Origin of the sequence: Paenibacillus sp. FSL W7-1279, assembly GCF_037969845.1 — a bacterium.
Taxonomy (GTDB): Bacteria; Bacillota; Bacilli; order Paenibacillales; family Paenibacillaceae; genus Paenibacillus_AQ.
In genome coordinates this window covers 1,447,893-1,467,645 of record NZ_CP150215.1, presented here as the reverse complement: position 1 = coordinate 1,467,645, position 19,753 = coordinate 1,447,893, and the positions used below count along the sequence as shown (strand labels likewise).

The window sequence follows — 19,753 nt, the reverse complement described above, 5'->3', positions numbered from 1 at the left end:
ATCTTTTTGCCCCCTTTAGTTATTATAAAATACTCTTTTAGAGACGAGCGCCATGCTGACGGCAAGAATGACAGCGACCATCAAGAAGTATATCCAGGACATCGCCGAGCTGATCCCAAAATCAATATTGCTGAATGCGATATTATGAATTAAGGTTGTCACTTTGTTATCAATAAAGGAGTCGATAATGGAATAGACAACAATGATGGGTATCAACGAGCTGACCATGGGAAACGTAATCTTCCAGAATGTCTCATAACCCGTAGCGCCTTCCATCTTCGAAGCTTCATACAATGATGACGGAATGGATTGAAGGCCTGCCAGGAATATAAGGATCTGCACGCCTGATTTGCTGATGATGGAATAGATGCGATCTACCGCGCCAGTCAGATATTCCACGAAAGTGGGGGGAAATCCGCTTTCGAGCATCATGTTCTCCAAATTCAAACTCTGAAGGAGCTGCATACTGCCTGCATTTTTGCTCCCCGCCATTAGCTCAGACATGAAGCTAGCATCCTCAATGCTTGTCATGACCCCGGAAGCAAGGATAACGGGCAGGAAAAAGACGGCACGGGCGGCTGCTCTGCCGCGGAACTTCTGATTCAAGATGGTGGCAAGAAATAAACTGAAAACGATGATTAATGGCACATTGATGATCATGTCAATTGAAGCCTCTGTGAGCAATCGATTAAAGTCTTGATGCACGCCGAGGGCAAAGGTATAGTTTTTAAACCCTATGCCGTTTAATTCATAGCCGCTGCTCGTCATGTTCAACTCGCTAAAGCTAAACCGCAATGAGGTGAACAGCGGGGTCGCAAAGAAGAATAAGAACCCCAGAAACCATGGCGTGATAAATAACATCGCCATAATCCTCTTCTTCTTCTCAAAGCTAAGCGGTCCTGTACGTTTCAAGCCCCCTCACCTCCAACATAATAATCCCGGGCTTTAATCGTAATCCCCTCTATGGTCACGTCATACGGGTTGTAGTTCACCATGACTACTTTGCCGCCGTCATATTCGGTTCTGCGTACATCATGCGCAAGGATCTCATGCGATACGATTCTGCTGTCCGATACATCCCTTAACACCTCATTGACTTCCAGGTAAGCTGCGGCAGCCTCCTCAATCCATGTCTTATAATGAACAGAATTGAGGTGGTTATATGAAGTATCTTTTACGAGCGAGTTTTTTTGATAGATCCAAGTAAAATATACATTCGAGCCGTACTCCAGACATTGCAGTACATATTCGCGAAGATCCACCTCTTGGGCCAAGTTGTAAGGCATTCCTGCGTAATCTACGTATCCATGGAGTACAATCTGATAAAAGGGGACCGATTCATCCGTGATATGAAACCCGCTGTCTGACATCGGTGCTTGGACAATGTGTCGCGCATAGGGGAACAAGTAGGCATTCCCTCCACTCACCATGAGCTCGGCTTCCGGCAGCCGAGTACGAATCTCGCTTGTCTGTTCCGCAAAGATCGTCTCCGTTTGCGTACGATCGATAAATTGCCCTCTGCGAAAGTTCGAATACAGCTTGTCGCCCAGTCCCCCCAGACTTATACCCTTCAATTCATATGGGCTGTAGCTTTGCAGCAATCGGTTCATCATGCCGGGTAAGAGCTGGGGGGCAAGCATATATTGCAGGTCCCCTTCCCGATCGTAATCCCCTGTGGCAGGATCATAAGGATATAACCCGGCAACATTCCGGTTTAAATGTCGGACGGCAGCCTTGGTCGGAGTATAGGTTAGCGAATGAAACGGATAAAGCGCTGTCATTGAAACATGCGGGTATAAGGCCACTCCGTTTTTCTGGCTGAAGTCATTTAATTCTCTTAATCCACGTTTGCCTCCAAGCACCTTCTCGGGAGACACTTGTGTAGGAACGGTATGATTCACCCCGCCATTAAACCATCCGGTATACTGCACTTTGATATTGTCCAATGATCGCTCCTGCAATTGTTTGATCACGGATTGAGCCTGCTCAAATGTCGTTAGGGCTTGCATCGACTCATACGGTATGCCAAGAAAATGATTCCGTTTGGGTATCGCTCCGATCAGTTGCAAATAGAAGGGCAAATCAGCCTCCGGTTCACGCTTGATCAGCATATTCCGTTCCACTAGATATTCCTGATACGCCAGGGCCATTCCCGTATAATTTGCAGCCTCATCTTCAAGGAACACATAACGGATCACATAATCCGCAGCCGTAGGGCGCTCTTGGTAGGTTGGAATTTCGCGAGACGTCTCTCCCGCCTCTATGCGAATCACCTCTCGGGCAAGCACTTCAAATTCCGCGAATACATGATTATAGGAATTCAGCTGTCCGTTCGTCATTGCCTTCACGGAAGCCACCGAAGCACCATGTTCGATAATCGCTAGAAGCGCCTTATGATTCTTTTGGATTCCGAATACGGGCAAACGGATCGTCTCTGTTACGGATTGCTGGTTTTGATCATACACAGCGGGATCTTCTCCATAGATTCTTTGCTCATATGGAAAAGGAACTGGCTCTTTGTTCATATGAATCAGGCTTCCCGAACCATCAGGCACGAACAAGTAGCCTTGGTCTTTGGGCCCGCCGGCACCGAAGTACTCCAGAACCGAGATATGCCGAATCGGCGTGGCTGCTGAATATTCCACTTCATTCACCGGGACTCTTACTAGAAAATCCGCCCCATCAAGCACATATTCAATTGAAACTTTGAATTTTTCACTATCGTCCGCAGCAAGCGCAATTTGATGCTCCTCATGGTCACGAGCCAGATCCTCTTCCGTATATTGGGCCAGCTCAAACGCTTCAATCGTTCTCCGCAATATCGTTCCTTTAAGCGCATCGTCATAGCGCTCATAGACCTCGGAGTTGTCCCTGATAACATAGGCATGGGTCAAGTGGCGCCTGAAGGAATCGCCTGCTTGTTCCATAATCTTCTCATAACGTTCTTTACTGATTTTCTGCGGCAGCCTATCCAGATTCGATACGGGTTCTCCAAATAGGTAGGTTACCTTCAGTCCGCCATTGATCGGTTCAGCCTTGGCTTGACCATGTGCCACGCTGTCTTCAAACGAAGTCATCCGTACTTGCTGTCTCGACAGATTATCGTAGGTCAGGGATAGGGGCGAATACATAGCGTATGTAGCTCCCGAATCTTCTGCGCGGCCTGGCGGATTTGAATACCACACTGTTCCCGTCAGATTGTTCCGTACGGCAATTCCCGTATCGGATGCATCATAGTACAGCGACAACAAGCCGTTGGAAGTCACGCCCTCCATCCCCTTAAGTTCAACCTGAGGTTTAGAAAAAACCTGCGCAGTTGCTTCTTCTATATTTACTTCTGTATATGCCGGGACATCCGCAATCTCCGGTTGAAGACCCCAAACGAATATGGCAGCACTACCGAGGAGTAACACAGTTAAGCTAAACATTAATATTTTCTTCATCTGCTGCACTCCCTCAGTTCCGAAATTGTATCTCTTGATAGATGGTAAACACGAATGAGTACATTTGCTGGATCAGGCTAAAAAAAAGTAACCCAAGGAATAAGAGAAAAGCCATTCCTACCAATGTAAGAAAGATGGTAACCAGCGTTTTGGTAACGGTGTATTGATGAACCGTCATGGTACCGACGAAGAGCAAGAAGAGAAACCATACAGCCGCAACCCCGTTGAAGAAATAGTAAAACACACTTTCTTCCTGGGTAATTACATTGCTTAAGATTGTATTAGGTATGAGTATCACTGCAATGGGCAGCAAGGCATAGGCAGTGACCATGCAAATTTCCGAAAAGTTCCCTTCGCCGTCCATCAATGTGGTTAAGGACCAGTTCGCGATACACCACAGAAAATAAGGAAGCAGCACATTACGCATTTGTACTAGACTGTTAAATTCATCAGCATTCAGATCATTGAAGATGTAGCCCCCATACTGATGTTGAATGACGACGCTCATAAAAACTAAAAACACAATAGCGCCCGCGATCCTCAAGTTCCCCATATCATCATATTTGAGATCCCAAAAGCCGGAGAAGGGTCTGACCATAACATGGAATGGGAACAGCAGCAGTTCTTTACGCATGATAGGTCTTCCTCCTCTTTCTTTTGATGGTTCTTTGGATGATGATTCCGGCGATAACGGCGATGGACAGGGACAAGATGCTGCCGAGATGCTCTCTTAGAACATCCTTCCGGTGCCGCTTGAATACCTTGGAATAATTGCCTTTGTCCATGCCAAGCTTGGCATACTCCGTTGCTTCTTTATTCAATCCTTTTCTGAGCAGCGCCTTGCTGATCCCGATATATGCAATTTCATAATTCGCATCGTATTCCACAACCCGGTTCCACAGCTCTGCTGACAACTCATCGTCTCCCTTGAAATGTCCCTTCACAGCTTGATTAATCAACCTACCGATCGGTGTCTCATGAAATACCGTTATATGGTTTAACGCACGGTCAAGCACAAGAATCGAATCCCCTAAATAATCGATGGCCGAAGGCGTTTGAAATGTACCGACCTGCTCCCCCATTTTGCCGAAGATATACAGCAAATTCCCGTCCCAGTCGTATGTGAATATTTTCCCGCGCTTCACATCCAAAGCGCTGTACATCCCGCTGTTTCCGACCGCGATATCCGTAAACAGGGAGGGCCCGCTGTGTTCACCGACAGGAAGGAATTTTAGATCGCCCGACGGCACCCAATACCCTTCTCTGCGCAGCACGTCGATCCCGGTGGGATTCAATCTCTTGATCGGTACCGCCGTATTTGCGTCGGAGTTTGTTGTATAGATAAACCCGTTCTCATCCAGATCCAGATTCGTATATTCTGTCGGGATGAACAGCCGCATCCGGTCACGCTGCGCCTGGGTCGCAATCATCTTCCAGAAGTAGTCTGCCATATTGAAGCGGACCCGGTTCGTGCCGGTAAACCCGGTAAATTTGCCATCCCCATCAAATTCCATGATTCCGTCAAATGTCCCCTGCGCCACGACATATACGCGCTTTGCCTTATCTACAGCCACCTTTAGGGGAAGAAACACAAAGTTATCGATCAAAATTTCCGATTCAGGCGATTCTATGATCTGAACCAGCTTTCCTGCGTCGTCCAAATGAACAACCCGATGGTTCTCCGTATCCGCAACATACATGTCCTTGTTCTCCGTTACATAGATCCCGCTCGGCGCTTGAAACGTATCCGTTCTCCCGGAATGGTCGAATTCGGATACCTCCCGAATGTATTCAAATCGTTCATTCAACACCACAATCCGCGAATTTCCAGTATCCGCAATATAGATTTGCCTGTCCTGAGACACGAATATATCTTTAGGCTGATTGAAACTTCCGGTTCCAGCCGCGGTGCCGCTTATGACACGATCCGGTTTATAGGCGACAGGGGCAGGGATCGTTTCTCCCTTGGAGGAATAATTGTACCCCACGTACGGGGCTTGGGCATATGAGACCGTCCCTGTCGATGTCACCATAGATAGGATCAATAACAGCGCGGCGGATAACCTGACCTTGGGGAAATATCCTTTCACGCTCTCACTCCTTCATTCCTGAGCTGGCCATCGTCTCAATAATGTTGCTCTGGGAAATCACAAAGATGGTGATGGGCACAGACATCATCAGCAAAGCGACAAAAGCACCCGGACCCGCCCGCACAATACCGCCAGCCAGTATTTGACTTAAGGCATAATTCATCGTTTTTAACTCTTCGCTGTAAATAAAATTACCGCCGTCGGTTCCCCATAATACCTGAAACAGCAATATGACAAGCGTCAGCCATGCCGGCTTTACTAAGGGCATCACGATCTGCCAAAAAATACGGTACTCGCTGGCACCGTCGATCTTCGCTGCTTCAAGCAGGGCATCAGGAATTTGTTCCATGAATTGTTTCATCAGGTACAGTCCGAGGGAAGCTGCGAGCGCCGGCGCGATAATAGCAATGTAGCTGTCTATCCAGCCTAACCAGGACATAATGACATAGTTAGGAACCGCGGTAACATGCTGTGAGAACATTAGAGACAGGACGACAATGGTGAACAGCACCTTGGACCCTGGAAATCTGTGTTTAGCCAGCGGATAAGCCGCTGCGGAAGCCAGTACGACGTGCCCCACTGTTCCTGCTGCTGTGATAAGCACCGTATTAAACACATAACGTGTGAACGGCACCCAGGAATCGGCCATCAGATGAAATAAATCGAAAAAATTATCCAGCGTGGGGTTGCGCACCAAAAATTTCGGCGGGAACAAGAACAACTCATCCAAAGGTTTGAAGGCATTGTTAATCGTGTATACAAGGGGCAGTGCCATAAAAGCCCCGAATATGCCGAGAAAAATAAAAATGGTAACGTCACCGACCAGCGAGCGGCTCAACCTTTTTTTGGAACTAGCTGCCATTGCGCTCATTTAGGACCTACTCCCCCACTTTCCTAAGAAGTTTCTGAACGATTACATTGGTGCCTACCATGATGACAAACAAAACTGTTGCAATCGCTGATGCATAGCCCATTTCAAACCGAATGGAGCCATAGTCCATTAAATGGGTCACAACGGTATGAGCTGCATAGTTAACACTAGGGAAACCAGCTAATGCAATAGACACCTCAGCAATGGCAAAAGAGGATGAAATCTGGATCACCGCGCCGAACAGAAGTTGTGGACGCATGGATGGCAGGGTAATATACCACAGTTCCTGCCAACGATTGCGGATACCGTCCACCGAGCCCGCTTCGAATAATGTCCGGTCGATCGACTGCAGGCCGGCGATGAAAGCGAGGAAACTTACCCCCAAGCTGAGCCACAGCTGAACGAGCATGACAATCCACAGTACATAACGCTCATCCTGCAGCCATTGAATAGGCTCGAGAATAACACCCAGCTTCATTAAAAACCCGTTCACGTAGCCGTAGCCGTCTCCTGAGAACATAATCAGCCAAATAAAGAAAACGTTACCTGAAATAGACGGAGCATAAAAAATCAAGGTCATTAGGGCACGAAGCTTGGTTGGCAATTCATTAATTAACCACGCAAACAGGAAACAGGCGATATAACTTACGGGGCCCGTAATAAACGCGAACAAAAAGGTATTCTTGATCGCAATCAGAAAGACCTCATCATCGAGAAATAAACGCGTATAGTTGCTCCAGCCGACCCACTTGGGGAATTCAAGCAGGTTAAAACTGGTGAAACTTACCGCCAGCGAGAGCGTTACAGGCAGAACCGTAAACAGAAAGAATAGCAGCATATAAGGTCCCATTAATATATAGGAGTGCCGCATCGCCCACATACGATTCAGCAAGGATGGAGCATCCGGCCTACGGCTGATCCGTCCTTTTGGTTCGACTTCCTGATTCGTCGTTGGTTGCATTGGTAGGCCCTCCTGTTCCTTCACTCAATCCGAATTCCAAACGTTTGATTGCGATTTCATTATTAATAACTGACACGTGATCATAAAGCGCTTCGCGTGGGTTCTCCCCAAGATTGACCACTTTACGGAAGGCATTATCCAGATGCCGTCCGGTAAAGTATCCTCCAGGCACTTCAGGAATGGCCCGGACCCATTGCCATTGTTTCTCCAGATTCCTGTAATCCTTAACCGGCCACGGCAGCTCCTCGAGCGCCTCGATATTCGCAGTCGGATACCTGGCAGCGGCCCCCATAAGGCTCTCCATTTCGCGGCCGAACCTGATTTGCGTATCTTTCTCCGTCCACCATTTCATAAACGCCCAGGAAGCTTCCTTATTCTTGGCCTGTTCCAGCATCATAACCGATGTTCCGCTGCTAGCGACCTCCCGGCGGATTTCTCCATGCTCTCCCGGAGTGCCAGGAACTACGGTAAAGTCCCATAGTCCGCGGATTTCAGGACCAGCCACCGTCAGTAAGTTATACATATTATAGGGGGCAATGCCGATCGGCATTTCGCCAAGACGAAAACGATTCATGAAATCATACTGAAGCGGAAACTTATAGCTGGTGTAAAAATCGGTCCATCGACTAAAGGCTTGCATGGAGTTTTCATGATCCAAGGCGCTTCTTTCGCCTTCCCCCTCGTAGTAGTTTCCGTCTGTTTGGAACAAAAGCATGGAGAACGTCTCATTTGGCGTCATCGTGGCCATCTGTTCCTGAATAGGCAGGCCAAAATTCATATTCCGCTTCTGCAGCTCGGGAATCATGGCGTATACATCATCCCATGTATCCGGTATGTTCAAATTAAGTTCGGCCAGAATATCCTTGCGGTAAAATAACATACTGAACAACTGCTGTTCGGGCAGCGCATAGACACCCCCATTAAACTGAAATGGCTCGAGCGCACTTGGTCGGAACCGCTCGCTAACTTCCTTAAAGTCCGGGAATCGGCTGATATCGTAAGCTGCATTGCGCATCGCATAATTCACCGGATCTGCAATGCCGATTTCCATAGCGACATCCGGTCCCTGTCCGGCCAGAGTAGCCGATAGAAGCGATTTGATATCAACCAGCTTTAAATCCACATGGATGCCCGTCTTTGAAGTAAATCGATCATCGATCATTTCCTTCATTACCTGGGCCTGATCACGTCCAGTTCCAATCCAGACTGTAATGCTTTGCTGGCCTTCTTCACCCGCGTTACCGATTGTGTTGTAATCTTCAATAAAGGAGTACCAGAACGAACCCAACTCATGGCCGATCTTGGCGTGTAGCGGGCGATTCGCAGCGGGCAGCTTCGCATCCTTGGATGCAACGATCATATAATCCATCTGCAGCGGCATTTCACGGATCGTCAGCAGCCAGGTTCCCAGAGAGCCGATATTAATCTTGAATTGATCTAACCGCTGCGCAACCGTATGAGGGTTTTGTGCCATCTCATCCAATTGCCTGGACAGTGTGTAGAGGATTGCGGTCTTATCACTTTTTTCCCCTGTTATATCGCGTAACGTCTCTGCAACGGTATATAAAATATCGCGCTGCTTCTTAAAATCCTCGATCATGCCGGGGATTCTTCGCTCGAGCTGATAATCTCGGTAAGGGTCGGGATTCTCCGAAGTAATCATGAGGATTTTCCGGTAGATGGCATTGAGTTCAAGGACACTGGATTCCGTGGTACGGATTAAAGAGGCTACGTCTCCCAGGTTCACTTCCAGCTTGATGGTATGCAGCCCTTTGGTCAGATGAAACAGGTAGGGCTCCTTTTCGTCACCCAGGGTATTGGTTTGATAGTCCGCATCATAATAAAAAGGGATGCTGTTCACTTCCTGAAACGGCACTTCTCCATCTATATAAAGCCTCCGGTTTGAATACATCCCTCTCACCAAGTTTTGCTTAACCTTGAAAGCGATTTGGTATAAACCGTCTTTCGGGATGTCTACCTGCCATTCCATCCATTGACCTGGCATTCGCCAGTTTTGACCCCCGATTACATTCATACGGGTCTTGGAGACGCTGTAGGGTTCCGAGGATGGTGAGGTACGATCAGGAAACGGATACAGCGTCGGGGAAGATTTATACAGAGCATGTTCCCCCTGCACTTTAATCAGCACCTCATCTGCGGGGGAATTGCTCTTCATATCCTCATAGGTGCTCTGGACTTCAGCATAAGTCGGTGCTTCTTCCTCTTGGTAAATCTTGATATAATCAATCACCATCGGTTCGCGCAGCGATACCAAGGTTAGCGTGTTTTCTCCTTTTGGAAAATAAAACAAAAACGGCTTCTCGTATAAGCCATTCGGATCTTTGAAGGATGATTCTTGCCAGGTTGGAAATTCGATCTGGCTTGGACGTAATTCGTTATCCCGGTTATCCCGCTCAAACTCCATTTGTTCGTTCATCCAAACACGATCAAAAATGAAAGATTCCGCTCCCTGAAAAGGCAGCTGGCCGTTGATCCGTAGTTCCCGTTCAATTGCAGAGCTCTTCCCCTCCACGGTATAATAACGAATCCCTATGTTATACAAGCCTTCCTCTTCCACATGAAATGTCCATGTTACCTCCCCGGTCTCTTCTGACATTAACGCCTTCCCGTTCATATCCATAAGATTTGAAACGATTGAAGATCCGTCTGGTGCATGGCTGTAATGTTCGCCCTCAATTTGTATGCTCGTATTAGGCCGCGCGTTACGGCGATGTAAATTCATATAGTTTTGATAGCTGTTTTCTGCAAAGGTCTGCAATCCTTCTAACTCGATCCGCTGACCTGGGTGGCTATCGGCTGTACTATCCCTGAGAAACCACCAACCCACCCCGAGGAGGATTACGAGGAATATAAGAAGACCTCGAAATCTAGATAAGTAACCGAGCATAAGTGCATCCACCCTCTTCACCATTTCGTCATGTCGTTCACGCAAGGTTAGCCGGCAACGAAAGGAAGCGGTTGTTGCCGGCTATTCCATTCCTCAATACCACCAAAACAAGTTACAGAGCATCATCCAGAACCGCCTGCAGCACTTGGCGATGTGTTTCTACAATGGTCGCGGGCGCTAATTTTTCGGTGTAAAGCTCGGTAAGCATTTGGTACACATTCCAGTCCGGGAACAGATCATGATTCATCACCGTATACTGAGGCGATTCCATCATCATTTTTGCAGCCTCAATGTCCTTCTCGTCGGCGAAATATTTTTCCAGCCGATCCTGGCCTTTGTACTCCTCCGTTGGGGTGATATCCCAAATCTTAGACATAATATAAAAAATCTCCTCCGGATTTTGGGTGCCCTTCAGAATGGTCCAGTAGTTCGGCGGATTCGAGACTGATTTGTATCCGTCCCCCTTAGGGCCTACCGGAAATTGAACAAACCCCAGGTCTTCGCCCAAATCATTGATGAAGCCCTCCCCTTCCCATTGAAAACCTACATACATTAGGATTTTGCCTTGTGTAAACAAGGTTTTTATTGCGGCTTGATCGTTTGTGATCATGGATTTGCCGGCGAGCTCCTGGGCGAATGTCAATGCCTCAACCGTGCGCGGATCGGACAACATTTCTTTCCCCTTATCCACATCCAATAAGTTTGAGCCGTTGGATACCACCGCGTGTGTCGTCACAGCAAGCTCTGTTCCCGCGAGTCCGTAAGTGTCGCCCTTCGTCACTTTGCCTACAATTTCTTGCAAGGCCTCCCAATTCCAATCGTCTTCCGCCACATATTCATGCAAATCCTTAATGCCGGCGTCTTTCAGCATTTGTTTGTTGTAATAAATTCCGGAAAAGTCCGTGTACGTTTTTTCAAAACCATACAGATGTCCCCCAAACGTACCTACATGATCCTTAATCATCGGATCGATGTAATTTGCGGCCGGTCCGCTAAAATCAATGACCTCATCAAGCGGAGTGATAAGTCCTGAACTCACCATCCCCGGAAACAGTGCTCTTCGTTCCAAACGAACGACATCAGCAAAGGGTTCGCCCGATAAGGCCGAACTTGTGGCCTGCTCTTTCATTGACGCATACGGCGTGGTCACGAACTTGATTGTAAAATTGTGTTTCTTCTGAAGCTCTTCGATATTTGCCTTGATCTCCTGATGCGGCGGTGAATCTCCGAATGCAATGTCCCACCAAGCGGTAACTACAATCTCACGTCCGCCCAGATCGAAATCCATCGTCCACTCGTCTGGATTTTCGGCAACCGCTTCTTCTTGGACAGGCTCCTCTTTAGGTTCTACTGCTACATCGGTGCCCGGTTTGTTTTCCTCAACAATCGGAGCATCCTTTTCCACCGTCTTCGTACTTCCTCCACTGCAGGCAGCCAAGGTAAATACAAACATCGCGATCATCAGCAGTAAGATCCCTTGCTTTGCAATCTTCATAAGCGCTTCCCCCCATAATTGAATTGTTCGTTACTTAGAACTGCATTTGCATGAACTCCCTATCCCTCCCTGCCTCGCTTCTGCTTTCCCTTTACCAGGAAAGCGCTCACAATAAACCGAGAGTAAGTCCTTTCGCTAGAAGGTTGACTAGGTCTCCTGCTCATTCCATGTTAAAAACAAAGCCGATAAGGCAGAATGGTGAAATTTACGGTATAGTTGAACTATTTAGGTTTAGAGTGATTTACGGGTTGAATTTTATTGTGATGGAGTTGAAATTCGTGGACAGGATCACAGGTCCGCTGAGGGTTTCAGTGAAACGATTCAAATACGGAGGAATCCCCTAACAGAAAAAAGGCATCCCGCAGATCTAAGATCTTTTAGGACACCCCTTCTATCACATTTGTATCGGCCCGCCCGGGACCTTACAGCTACATCAACCCTTTACCGCGCCGAGCATAATCCCTTTAACAAAAAATCGCTGCAGAAAAGGATAGACAATCACAATCGGCATGGTAACGAGCATCGTAATCGTCATCTGAACCGATTGGGGCGTCATCACTCTTGCTTGTCCGTTACGCGTCAGTTCCTCACTTGTCATTCCCGCTATACTGTTCGTCTGGCTGAGGAAGTTATAAAGCAAGAGTTGCAGCGTTTGGAGCTTTGGATCTGATACCAAAAAGAAGTTATCAAACCACGTATTCCACTGTCCGACGGCTGCAAATACAGTAATTGTGGCGATAATCGGCATGGACAAGGGAAATACAATGTGCGTGAAAATTTTGAAATAACTCGCGCCATCCATTTTCGCCGACTCCTCCAACGAAGGAGGTAATTGCTCCATAAACGTCTTGATAAGAATAATATAAAAACCGACCAATGCGCTTGGTATAATATAGAGGAGAAAGCTATTTTGCAGTCCATATGTTTTCATTGTTAAATACCAGGGGATAAAACCGGCATTAAAGTACATGGTAATTAATATGAACCGATAAATCAGCTTGCGGAATGGCATCTCCCGCTTGGTGATCAAATAAGCGAAGAAGGCGCTGCACAACACCGTGATCATCGTTCCCAGTATGGTCCGAAGCACGGAGATGATCGCTGCATCGGTAATCCCCTTTAATTGAAAGGCGGCTCTGTAGCTTTCCAATGAGAATCCTGCCGGCCAAAGATACACCCCTTTTTGTGCTTCGAAGGAATCGCTAATCGAGTAGATGAAAATATAATAAAACGGATAGACGGTCAAAATTAACAGCAACATGAGGAATAAATAGTTAACCGTATTAAAAATCAGATCCGATGTACTTTGCTTTCTTATACGCATATATAGTCCCTCCCTAGAATGCAGCACTTCTTAGACAATGCTCTCACCTCTAATTCTCTTAGACAATCCGTTGACCAGAAACAGTAGGATGATACTGATAACAGACTTAAACATCCCCACCGCTGTAGAATACGGAAAGTCATTCATCACCAGGCCAACCCTGTACACATATAAATCTAAGACTTCGATTTTATCCGCCACCATCACATTGTTAAACACGAGGTATTGTTCAAATCCTGCGGATAGTAAATTGCTCACCGCCAGCAGCTGCAGAACGATAAAGGTGGGCATGATGCTGGGTATCGTTATGTGGAAGATGATCCTGAATCTACCTGCGCCATCCACCTTCGCGGCATCATACATTTCGCCGTCAATGCTTACGATGGCGGCCAAATAAATAATCGCGCTCCAGCCTAAGGACTTCCACAGAAGGATCAAGGTTTGGACAAGCCATACATGCTCGGAATTACCTAATACATTTATCTGTGTGTCCATACCCAAACGTAAAAAAATGGTTTGAATCGCTCCCTCGGAGCTAAACATGCTGAACGCGAGCGAATAAATAATGATCCAGCTAATATAGTGTGGCAGTGTAGACGTGGTCTGAAAAATCCGCTTAAACCGTTCGCTCTTAACCTCGGAGATCATCACGGCAAGCAGAACGGGGATTGGTGCGGTCAGAAGCCCCAGCAAACTCAAGGCCAGTGTATTGGTCAACACTCTGACCATGTTGGGATCGGTTAACATTTCCCGAAAATGCTCAAACCCTACAAATGCGGTTTGGCTCAAAGGGATCCCAGGGCGATAATCAAAAAACGCGTACAACCAGCCAAATAGGGGAACATAATGGAAGGCGAATGCTACGATGATAAAAGGAATCGCCATACACAACAAAATGATACCTTCTTTTCGGATCCGCGGGCGCTCCTTCTTAAGAAGCGGTTGTTGTTCTGATTGATAAGCAGTGTCCACTTTCATTTCTCTCCCTTTGATCAAATGTTTTTCTATATAGCCTCTGCAACCATATCTCAACATTACATGGAAGCTTCTATATTCTGAATGAACGATCTAATGATTGAATTGAATATTCTAACGTTTACGTCTGGTTTCTTGAACATTTTACAGATTCTCTTGAAATCAGATTTATAAAAAGGAACAAGGGGCCCTGTTTCCAGGTTTCCTTGTTCCTTTTCTCAACGTTTAGCTAGTTATTAAGCTTTGCCGGTAATGCTCCGACCGCTTCCCGTCTGTCTGCAATATCCTTGGTATAGAATTCTGTGAATTTATCCACGCCAGCATCTTTGAATGCCTTCAGCGCTTCTTCTTTAATCCGATTGAATTCATCGTCGGTCTTGGCCAAAATCAATTTTGCTGCATAACGGGCTGCCAGCTCTTTCACCTGGGCCTCAATCTTTAGCATATCTTCGGGAATAGCCGGGAGCCCAACCTTACCCTCTTTGATCCGTTGCTCTGTTGTTAAATCCTTGCTTATCGTGTTCGCGTCCTGCAGCTTGCCTTCCGCAATTAACTTACCCAGGACCTCACCCGGATGCATAGCACCGTAATGGTCACTGAAATCCTTTTCCAGCTCGGTTATTCCTTGCGCTAAAGCCTCTTGTGTTTGGAATAGATCCAGAGGTGAATTTGTGACAGGATCCAACACGGCCCCACCAATCCCCATCAGATTCGTGTCCAAGGCAATTCCTGTATTCTCCCATGCTGTACCGCCTGCATTCCTTAACTCAAAGGTTTCGTCTTTTATTTGCGGTTTACCGTCGATCATCTCCCAGTGAACGCCTTCAACTCCGCTGTATAGCGTTCGTACTCCTTCATAGGAATATAAATAGTTTAAAAACTGCATAGCTTTTTCCGGGTGCTTTGAGCTCTTGGAGATCGCGTAGCTTTTTCCTGTCCAGCCTAATGGATTCACTCCGCCGCTCCATGCCCGCTTACCTGTTGGCAATACGACGTACCCTTTACCATCCTTAGCATATTTGGAGTTAAAGTCACCCATGGCCCATGTAGCTGGTCCAATTACAATTTGTCCGGCCGTAGCCTTGGCGGAATAATCATTGTTCTTCATCGTCAGGGCATCGGGATCCAGCAATCCTCTGCGATTCGCTTTGTTGTAAAAATCAACTGCAACCCAGAACGTGGAATCTTCCTCCATCAATATGTTTCTGTACTGCGTTTCATCAAGTTTTCTTGCCATGATATCACTATTGTTGGTTGTCTGCATGGTATACCACGCGAATGGGACAATATACGGCCAAAGTCCCCAATCCTGCCACATGGAAACACCGTATATCTTCTTCCCGTCTTCCGTCTGCGGGTGCTTCTGGACGATCTGCTCCAATACATCAAGCAGCTCATCCGGCGTATTGAACGCAGGCGCGCCGATCTCCTTATAGTAATCCCAACGAATCGTTGGTCCGATCGTCAGCGGCGGATAGATCGGACTAGGCTCTGACTGAACTTGCGGCGGCAGGAAGAAAAGCTGGTTTTTCCCTTCGCTCCAGTTCTCTTTGCTGTATTCTACAACGGTTGGAATATTCGCCGTAATGTCTTTTCCATGTTCCTTCAGCATATCATCCATTGGGATAATCAGATTACCGTCAATCAGCTGCTTACCATACTTTGCCGGCTCTGTCCTTACGATATCAGGCAGGTCTCCCCCAGCAAGTAAAACGTTGAATTTGCTGTCGTCCGCTTCTACATATTCAATCTTCACTCCAACCTTCTTCGCGATCTCCTCCGCTATAGCACTGTCCGGATAGGTGTTCCACTTCGATCCGGTTTCAATAATAAGCAGCCGGAGCGTCACGACTTCCTCATTGCTATCCGTCCCCACCTTTTCCGGAGAATCTGGTGTATTGCTTGTTTTGGTATTACTCGTACAAGCGGCAAGCAGCATCGATAAGATGATCAGCACCGCCATCGCCGGTCTGACGATCCCCCTTTTACTCATTGTATTCCCTCCTGGTCCTATGAAATAATTCCCTTCCTCCTTGATCTTAATGGTTGTGATTGTGCCGAAACACGCATAATATTAGGATTCTTTTGAATAATCTACAGATGACCGTTTCTTAAACTGAACAATTTTGAGATGAACTTGAACAATGCCATCAAACCTAACTATGCTTTGGAAGCCGGATCTGTATTTCTGTCCCTGTAAGCTGAGGTACCAACCAAACCCCGTATGCCGGCCCATCATTCAACTGGATCCGCTTGTTCACATTGTACAGGCCGATTCCGTTGCCGGACACGATTACCTCAGTATGATCTTCGCCGCTGCGCATTTTCTGGTTCAACTGTTCCAATCTGGCAGGAGGGATGCCCACACCTGAATCCGTAACAGTTATTATCAGATCATGCGCCTCTTCATGGACCTTGACTTGAATATGGATGGGTTGTCCGTCTTCTTGTCTTCCGAACGTAATGGAGTTCTCGATTAACGGCTGTAAAATAAACCGCGGAACCCTATGATCCAGGTAAGCTTCATCTACATCGATAGAGAAGATGACACTGCTGTTAAACCGCCAATTGATAATCTTAATGTAGTTCTCCAGATAGCTAAGCTCGTCCCTAAGAGTACACAGCGGCTCTTTACTCGTGAAGGCTGGACGTAGAATATTCCCCAGCGCTACGACACTGTTCACGATGTTGTCCGCTTTAATCGAAGAAGCCATCCAACGGATCATATTAAGCGTATTGTATAAAAAATGCGGGTTAATTTGATTTTGAAGCGCCTCCATTTCGAGTTCCCGTCTTTTCTCCTGCATCTCATTTGTTTTATGAATCAGATCCACAATGCTCAGCGACATCTCGTTGAATCGCCGAATCACCATACCAAACTCATTGTTTGGAATTTTGGCAAACGTAATTCCAATTTCCCCACGACTCATATCTTTCATCTTGTGCGAAAGAATACGCAGCGGCCGCGTCATCTTTTTGAGCCAGAAATAGGAAATGATGAACATCACAAGCAGACTGGCCAAGATCACGAACACCAGCAGTGTCTGTGCTGAATAAATATCCACCGATAAGGAATTGAGCGGTATTTCCTTCATCATGTACCAATTTGCTTCATTCAGACGATAGTACATAACCTGAACCGGTGAATTCGTACTGCCGTTATCGTAGCTTCCGTAATCTCCGGCGTGGTTAATGAACGGATTGTAAGGGCTGATGGAACCAACATCATCAGGATTGCTGCTGGAGATCACGATCCCCTTCTCGTTCACGATATACATCTTTCCCTCTTCAGCTTGGAGGGCGGTTGAATAAATGGAAGACAAGTATTCCTCATCCACATTTAGAATCAGCACGGCGTTGGTCACAGACTGATATAGCGGCCTGACCCCGCGCGCCATGCTGACGACCATTCCGTCATTAGGCTTCAGTTTGTAGGGATTGTAATGGCTCTTGTCAATTCCGCCCTGGATAATCATCTCGGGAAAAACCTGATGGGAGCGCTCGAAAATATCGGTTTGCATGAACTCTTTCAGCCACGGGTCGCTTGAATGGACAAGGGTTGTATTGTTGGTGCCGCCAATCAATCCCTGGACCCCGCCTACGATATAAATCGAATCAATAAAATCATAATTGCTGATATAGGGAGCAATGCTCTCATGAAGATCATTTTTCATCTCCATGAACTCGAATTCCCCCTTATCCGGCGTGTAATTAAGAAACCTTTGAACAGCGGGATCCAGGAGAAAGAACTTGGACAAAGAATCCACATCATCGATCAGCCCGGCAATGTTATGATCCAACTGCTGAAACTGTTGGAGCAATAAAGTCTCGTTATTCTCCTTGATGATTTTCAGCACAAAGGTGTAGATAAAGTAAGATGCGAAGGACAGCACAATCAGGCTAATAATCATATAGAATAAAATCAGCTGCGTGCCCAGCTTCTGAAATCGTCCTCTAAGTTTCATGTCACGCCTCTTTTTCCGGATAAAAACTGCCTACGATACTCATTTGGATTTAATCCTGTGATTTTTTTGAAGACCTTGCTGAAGTAAGTGTATTCCGGAGAGAACCCCACCTTAACGGCGATGTCGTATGATTTCAAATGGGTCCGTGTCAACAATTCCTTTGCTCGTTCAATTCGGTAACAGTTTAAGTACTCAACGAACGTAATTTGAAGTTCCTTTTTAAAGAGATTGCTTAGATAGCCAAAGCTTAAGTTTACATGGTCAGCCACCTGCTGCAGACTGATGTTTTGATCATAATTCTGTTTGATGAACTGTATGGCCTTCGAGATTTCTCCGCTCATATTCAGATTTGTCCTCGACTGCTCCACTACGTTAGATAAATACTCACTGATCTCCTCTAGCATTTCCGGCAAGGTATCACACTGGTCCAACGTTTCCGTTATATTGAATAACAGCATCTTTTCATTCTGATGATCGTCATATAAATTCGTGTTGATCCATTGGATGAATTGATACAAAATAATTCGTACCGACTTTTTCCCCTCTAATAAAGCGTTTACAAAATTGGTGATGTAGTCACTGTATTCCTTCTCCTTCATCGGGCTAAGCATATTACGCAGCGGCGGATAATCGCGTATTTTCTCCACTTGCGCAAGGACCTTGCTAAGATCAAGGGGATCGTTGTTGGTATGCTTCTGTCCAGGACCTGTAATAAACTTCTTTTCAAGAGCACGCCTGGACTCGAAATACAACTTGCGCAAAGACCCAAACCCGCTCTGCACACCGCTCACCCCAAATGAAACCGAGCCCTTGAAGTACGTATAAATCGCATCCTGAATTGTGCTGAGAATCGTATGAATTTCTTGCATGATTGATTGTTCAGAGAAAAGATCATCAAAGCTGAATAGGAGAAGGTAGTGGGTTTCATCCAGATACGTCGCAGGATCCCTATCGAAGGATTTGGTAATTTCATACAGTATATTCAATAAAGTCATTTTCACTAAATGTCCATGCTCGTCCCGGAATTTATGCTTTAACTCGAAATAACGGTCCAGCTCCATCGTGCATACCACCATTCGTACGGGCGAAAGACGGATCCCGCTTTGTGCTGCAAACTGCTCGAATTCTTCGACGGAGTATATGCCGTAGAGCAAAAAATCCTTGATATATTTTTCCATGATCAGATCCATGTTAGCTGGCAGGAGTTGTTGTTCCTTACCTTGGGAATAAGCCGTAGATCCTTGGGCATCCAGCTCCATGCGTGTCCCGTTCAATACATTTTCGATTTCCTCTTCCGTCATGGTTAATTTGAGAATATAGTTGGATACACCAAGTGACATCGCCCGGCGTACAAGCTCGAACTCCTCCAGGCAAGACAACACCACAATCCGGGTGGCCCTATTTTCTTTACGTATATTCGATATTAACTCCATACCATCCATCTTAGGCATTCTAATATCGGTGATAACCAGATCAGGGAACCCCTCATTCAGGCAGTAATCCCAAGCCATCTGTCCGTCTGAAAGATCTGCTGCGACCTGCATATTGAATTTACTCCATTCCACGGAGTTTCTAAGGCCAATTCGAACGAGCATTTCATCTTCAACGATAATCACCTTATACATAACCGACCCCCCTTATTATAATGACGCCGTGTTTAACATAGCCCAAGTATAGCAAGGGCTTGTTGATCCTTCCACAGTTTTCGTTGAGCCGCTTCC

General features: G+C 46.5%; 13 protein-coding genes. All 13 read right to left on the bottom strand.

The window, feature by feature from the left end:
• Positions 1–15 precede the first annotated feature (15 nt).
• The 13 genes from MKY82_RS06210 to MKY82_RS06150 all read right to left on the bottom strand — a co-directional run bounded on the left by MKY82_RS06210 (position 16) and on the right by MKY82_RS06150 (position 19,657).
• Positions 16–912: a sugar ABC transporter permease gene (locus MKY82_RS06210; protein ID WP_233354771.1), complete on the bottom strand. Its 897-nt coding sequence runs from the start codon at positions 910–912 to the stop codon at positions 16–18.
• Positions 909–3,443: a DUF5696 domain-containing protein gene (locus MKY82_RS06205; protein WP_339295742.1), complete on the bottom strand. Its 2,535-nt coding sequence runs from the start codon at positions 3,441–3,443 to the stop codon at positions 909–911. Before MKY82_RS06205 ends, MKY82_RS06210 begins: the two co-directional genes overlap by 4 nt.
• Positions 3,444–3,456: 13 nt before the next feature.
• Positions 3,457–4,077 carry a YIP1 family protein gene (locus tag MKY82_RS06200; RefSeq protein ID WP_339295741.1) on the bottom strand — a complete coding sequence of 207 codons (621 nt, stop codon included), beginning with the start codon at positions 4,075–4,077 and terminating at the stop codon, positions 3,457–3,459.
• Positions 4,070–5,533: an NHL repeat-containing protein gene (locus MKY82_RS06195; protein ID WP_220686359.1), complete on the bottom strand. Its 1,464-nt coding sequence runs from the start codon at positions 5,531–5,533 to the stop codon at positions 4,070–4,072. The genes MKY82_RS06200 and MKY82_RS06195 overlap by 8 nt, the downstream gene beginning before the upstream one ends.
• A gap of 4 nt (positions 5,534–5,537) precedes the next feature.
• Positions 5,538–6,404: a carbohydrate ABC transporter permease gene (locus MKY82_RS06190; RefSeq protein ID WP_220686360.1), complete on the bottom strand. Its 867-nt coding sequence runs from the start codon at positions 6,402–6,404 to the stop codon at positions 5,538–5,540.
• A gap of 7 nt (positions 6,405–6,411) precedes the next feature.
• Complete coding sequence (locus MKY82_RS06185) at positions 6,412–7,284, bottom strand: sugar ABC transporter permease (protein WP_233355162.1); 873 nt, start codon at positions 7,282–7,284, stop codon at positions 6,412–6,414.
• 28 nt (positions 7,285–7,312) lie between these two features.
• Positions 7,313–9,982 carry an extracellular solute-binding protein gene (locus tag MKY82_RS06180; RefSeq protein WP_339295740.1) on the bottom strand — a complete coding sequence of 890 codons (2,670 nt, stop codon included), beginning with the start codon at positions 9,980–9,982 and terminating at the stop codon, positions 7,313–7,315.
• A 403-nt stretch (positions 9,983–10,385) separates the two neighbouring features.
• Positions 10,386–11,768 carry an extracellular solute-binding protein gene (locus MKY82_RS06175; RefSeq protein WP_339295739.1) on the bottom strand — a complete coding sequence of 461 codons (1,383 nt, stop codon included), beginning with the start codon at positions 11,766–11,768 and terminating at the stop codon, positions 10,386–10,388.
• Positions 11,769–12,201: 433 nt separating this feature from the next.
• Positions 12,202–13,092: a carbohydrate ABC transporter permease gene (locus MKY82_RS06170; protein ID WP_194541198.1), complete on the bottom strand. Its 891-nt coding sequence runs from the start codon at positions 13,090–13,092 to the stop codon at positions 12,202–12,204.
• A 30-nt stretch (positions 13,093–13,122) separates the two neighbouring features.
• On the bottom strand, positions 13,123–14,070 hold the full coding sequence (locus MKY82_RS06165) for an ABC transporter permease subunit (RefSeq protein WP_339295738.1): 948 nt from the start codon (positions 14,068–14,070) through the stop codon (positions 13,123–13,125).
• A 226-nt stretch (positions 14,071–14,296) separates the two neighbouring features.
• Positions 14,297–16,060, bottom strand: coding sequence for an extracellular solute-binding protein (locus tag MKY82_RS06160; RefSeq protein ID WP_194541196.1), 1,764 nt, complete (start codon positions 16,058–16,060; stop codon positions 14,297–14,299).
• 163 nt (positions 16,061–16,223) lie between these two features.
• The gene (locus MKY82_RS06155; RefSeq protein WP_194541195.1) at positions 16,224–18,032 is read right to left on the bottom strand and encodes a sensor histidine kinase; all 1,809 of its coding nucleotides are present in this window, start codon (positions 18,030–18,032) and stop codon (positions 16,224–16,226) included.
• The gene (locus MKY82_RS06150; RefSeq protein ID WP_220686363.1) at positions 18,029–19,657 is read right to left on the bottom strand and encodes a response regulator; all 1,629 of its coding nucleotides are present in this window, start codon (positions 19,655–19,657) and stop codon (positions 18,029–18,031) included. Before MKY82_RS06150 ends, MKY82_RS06155 begins: the two co-directional genes overlap by 4 nt.
• Positions 19,658–19,753 lie beyond the last annotated feature (96 nt).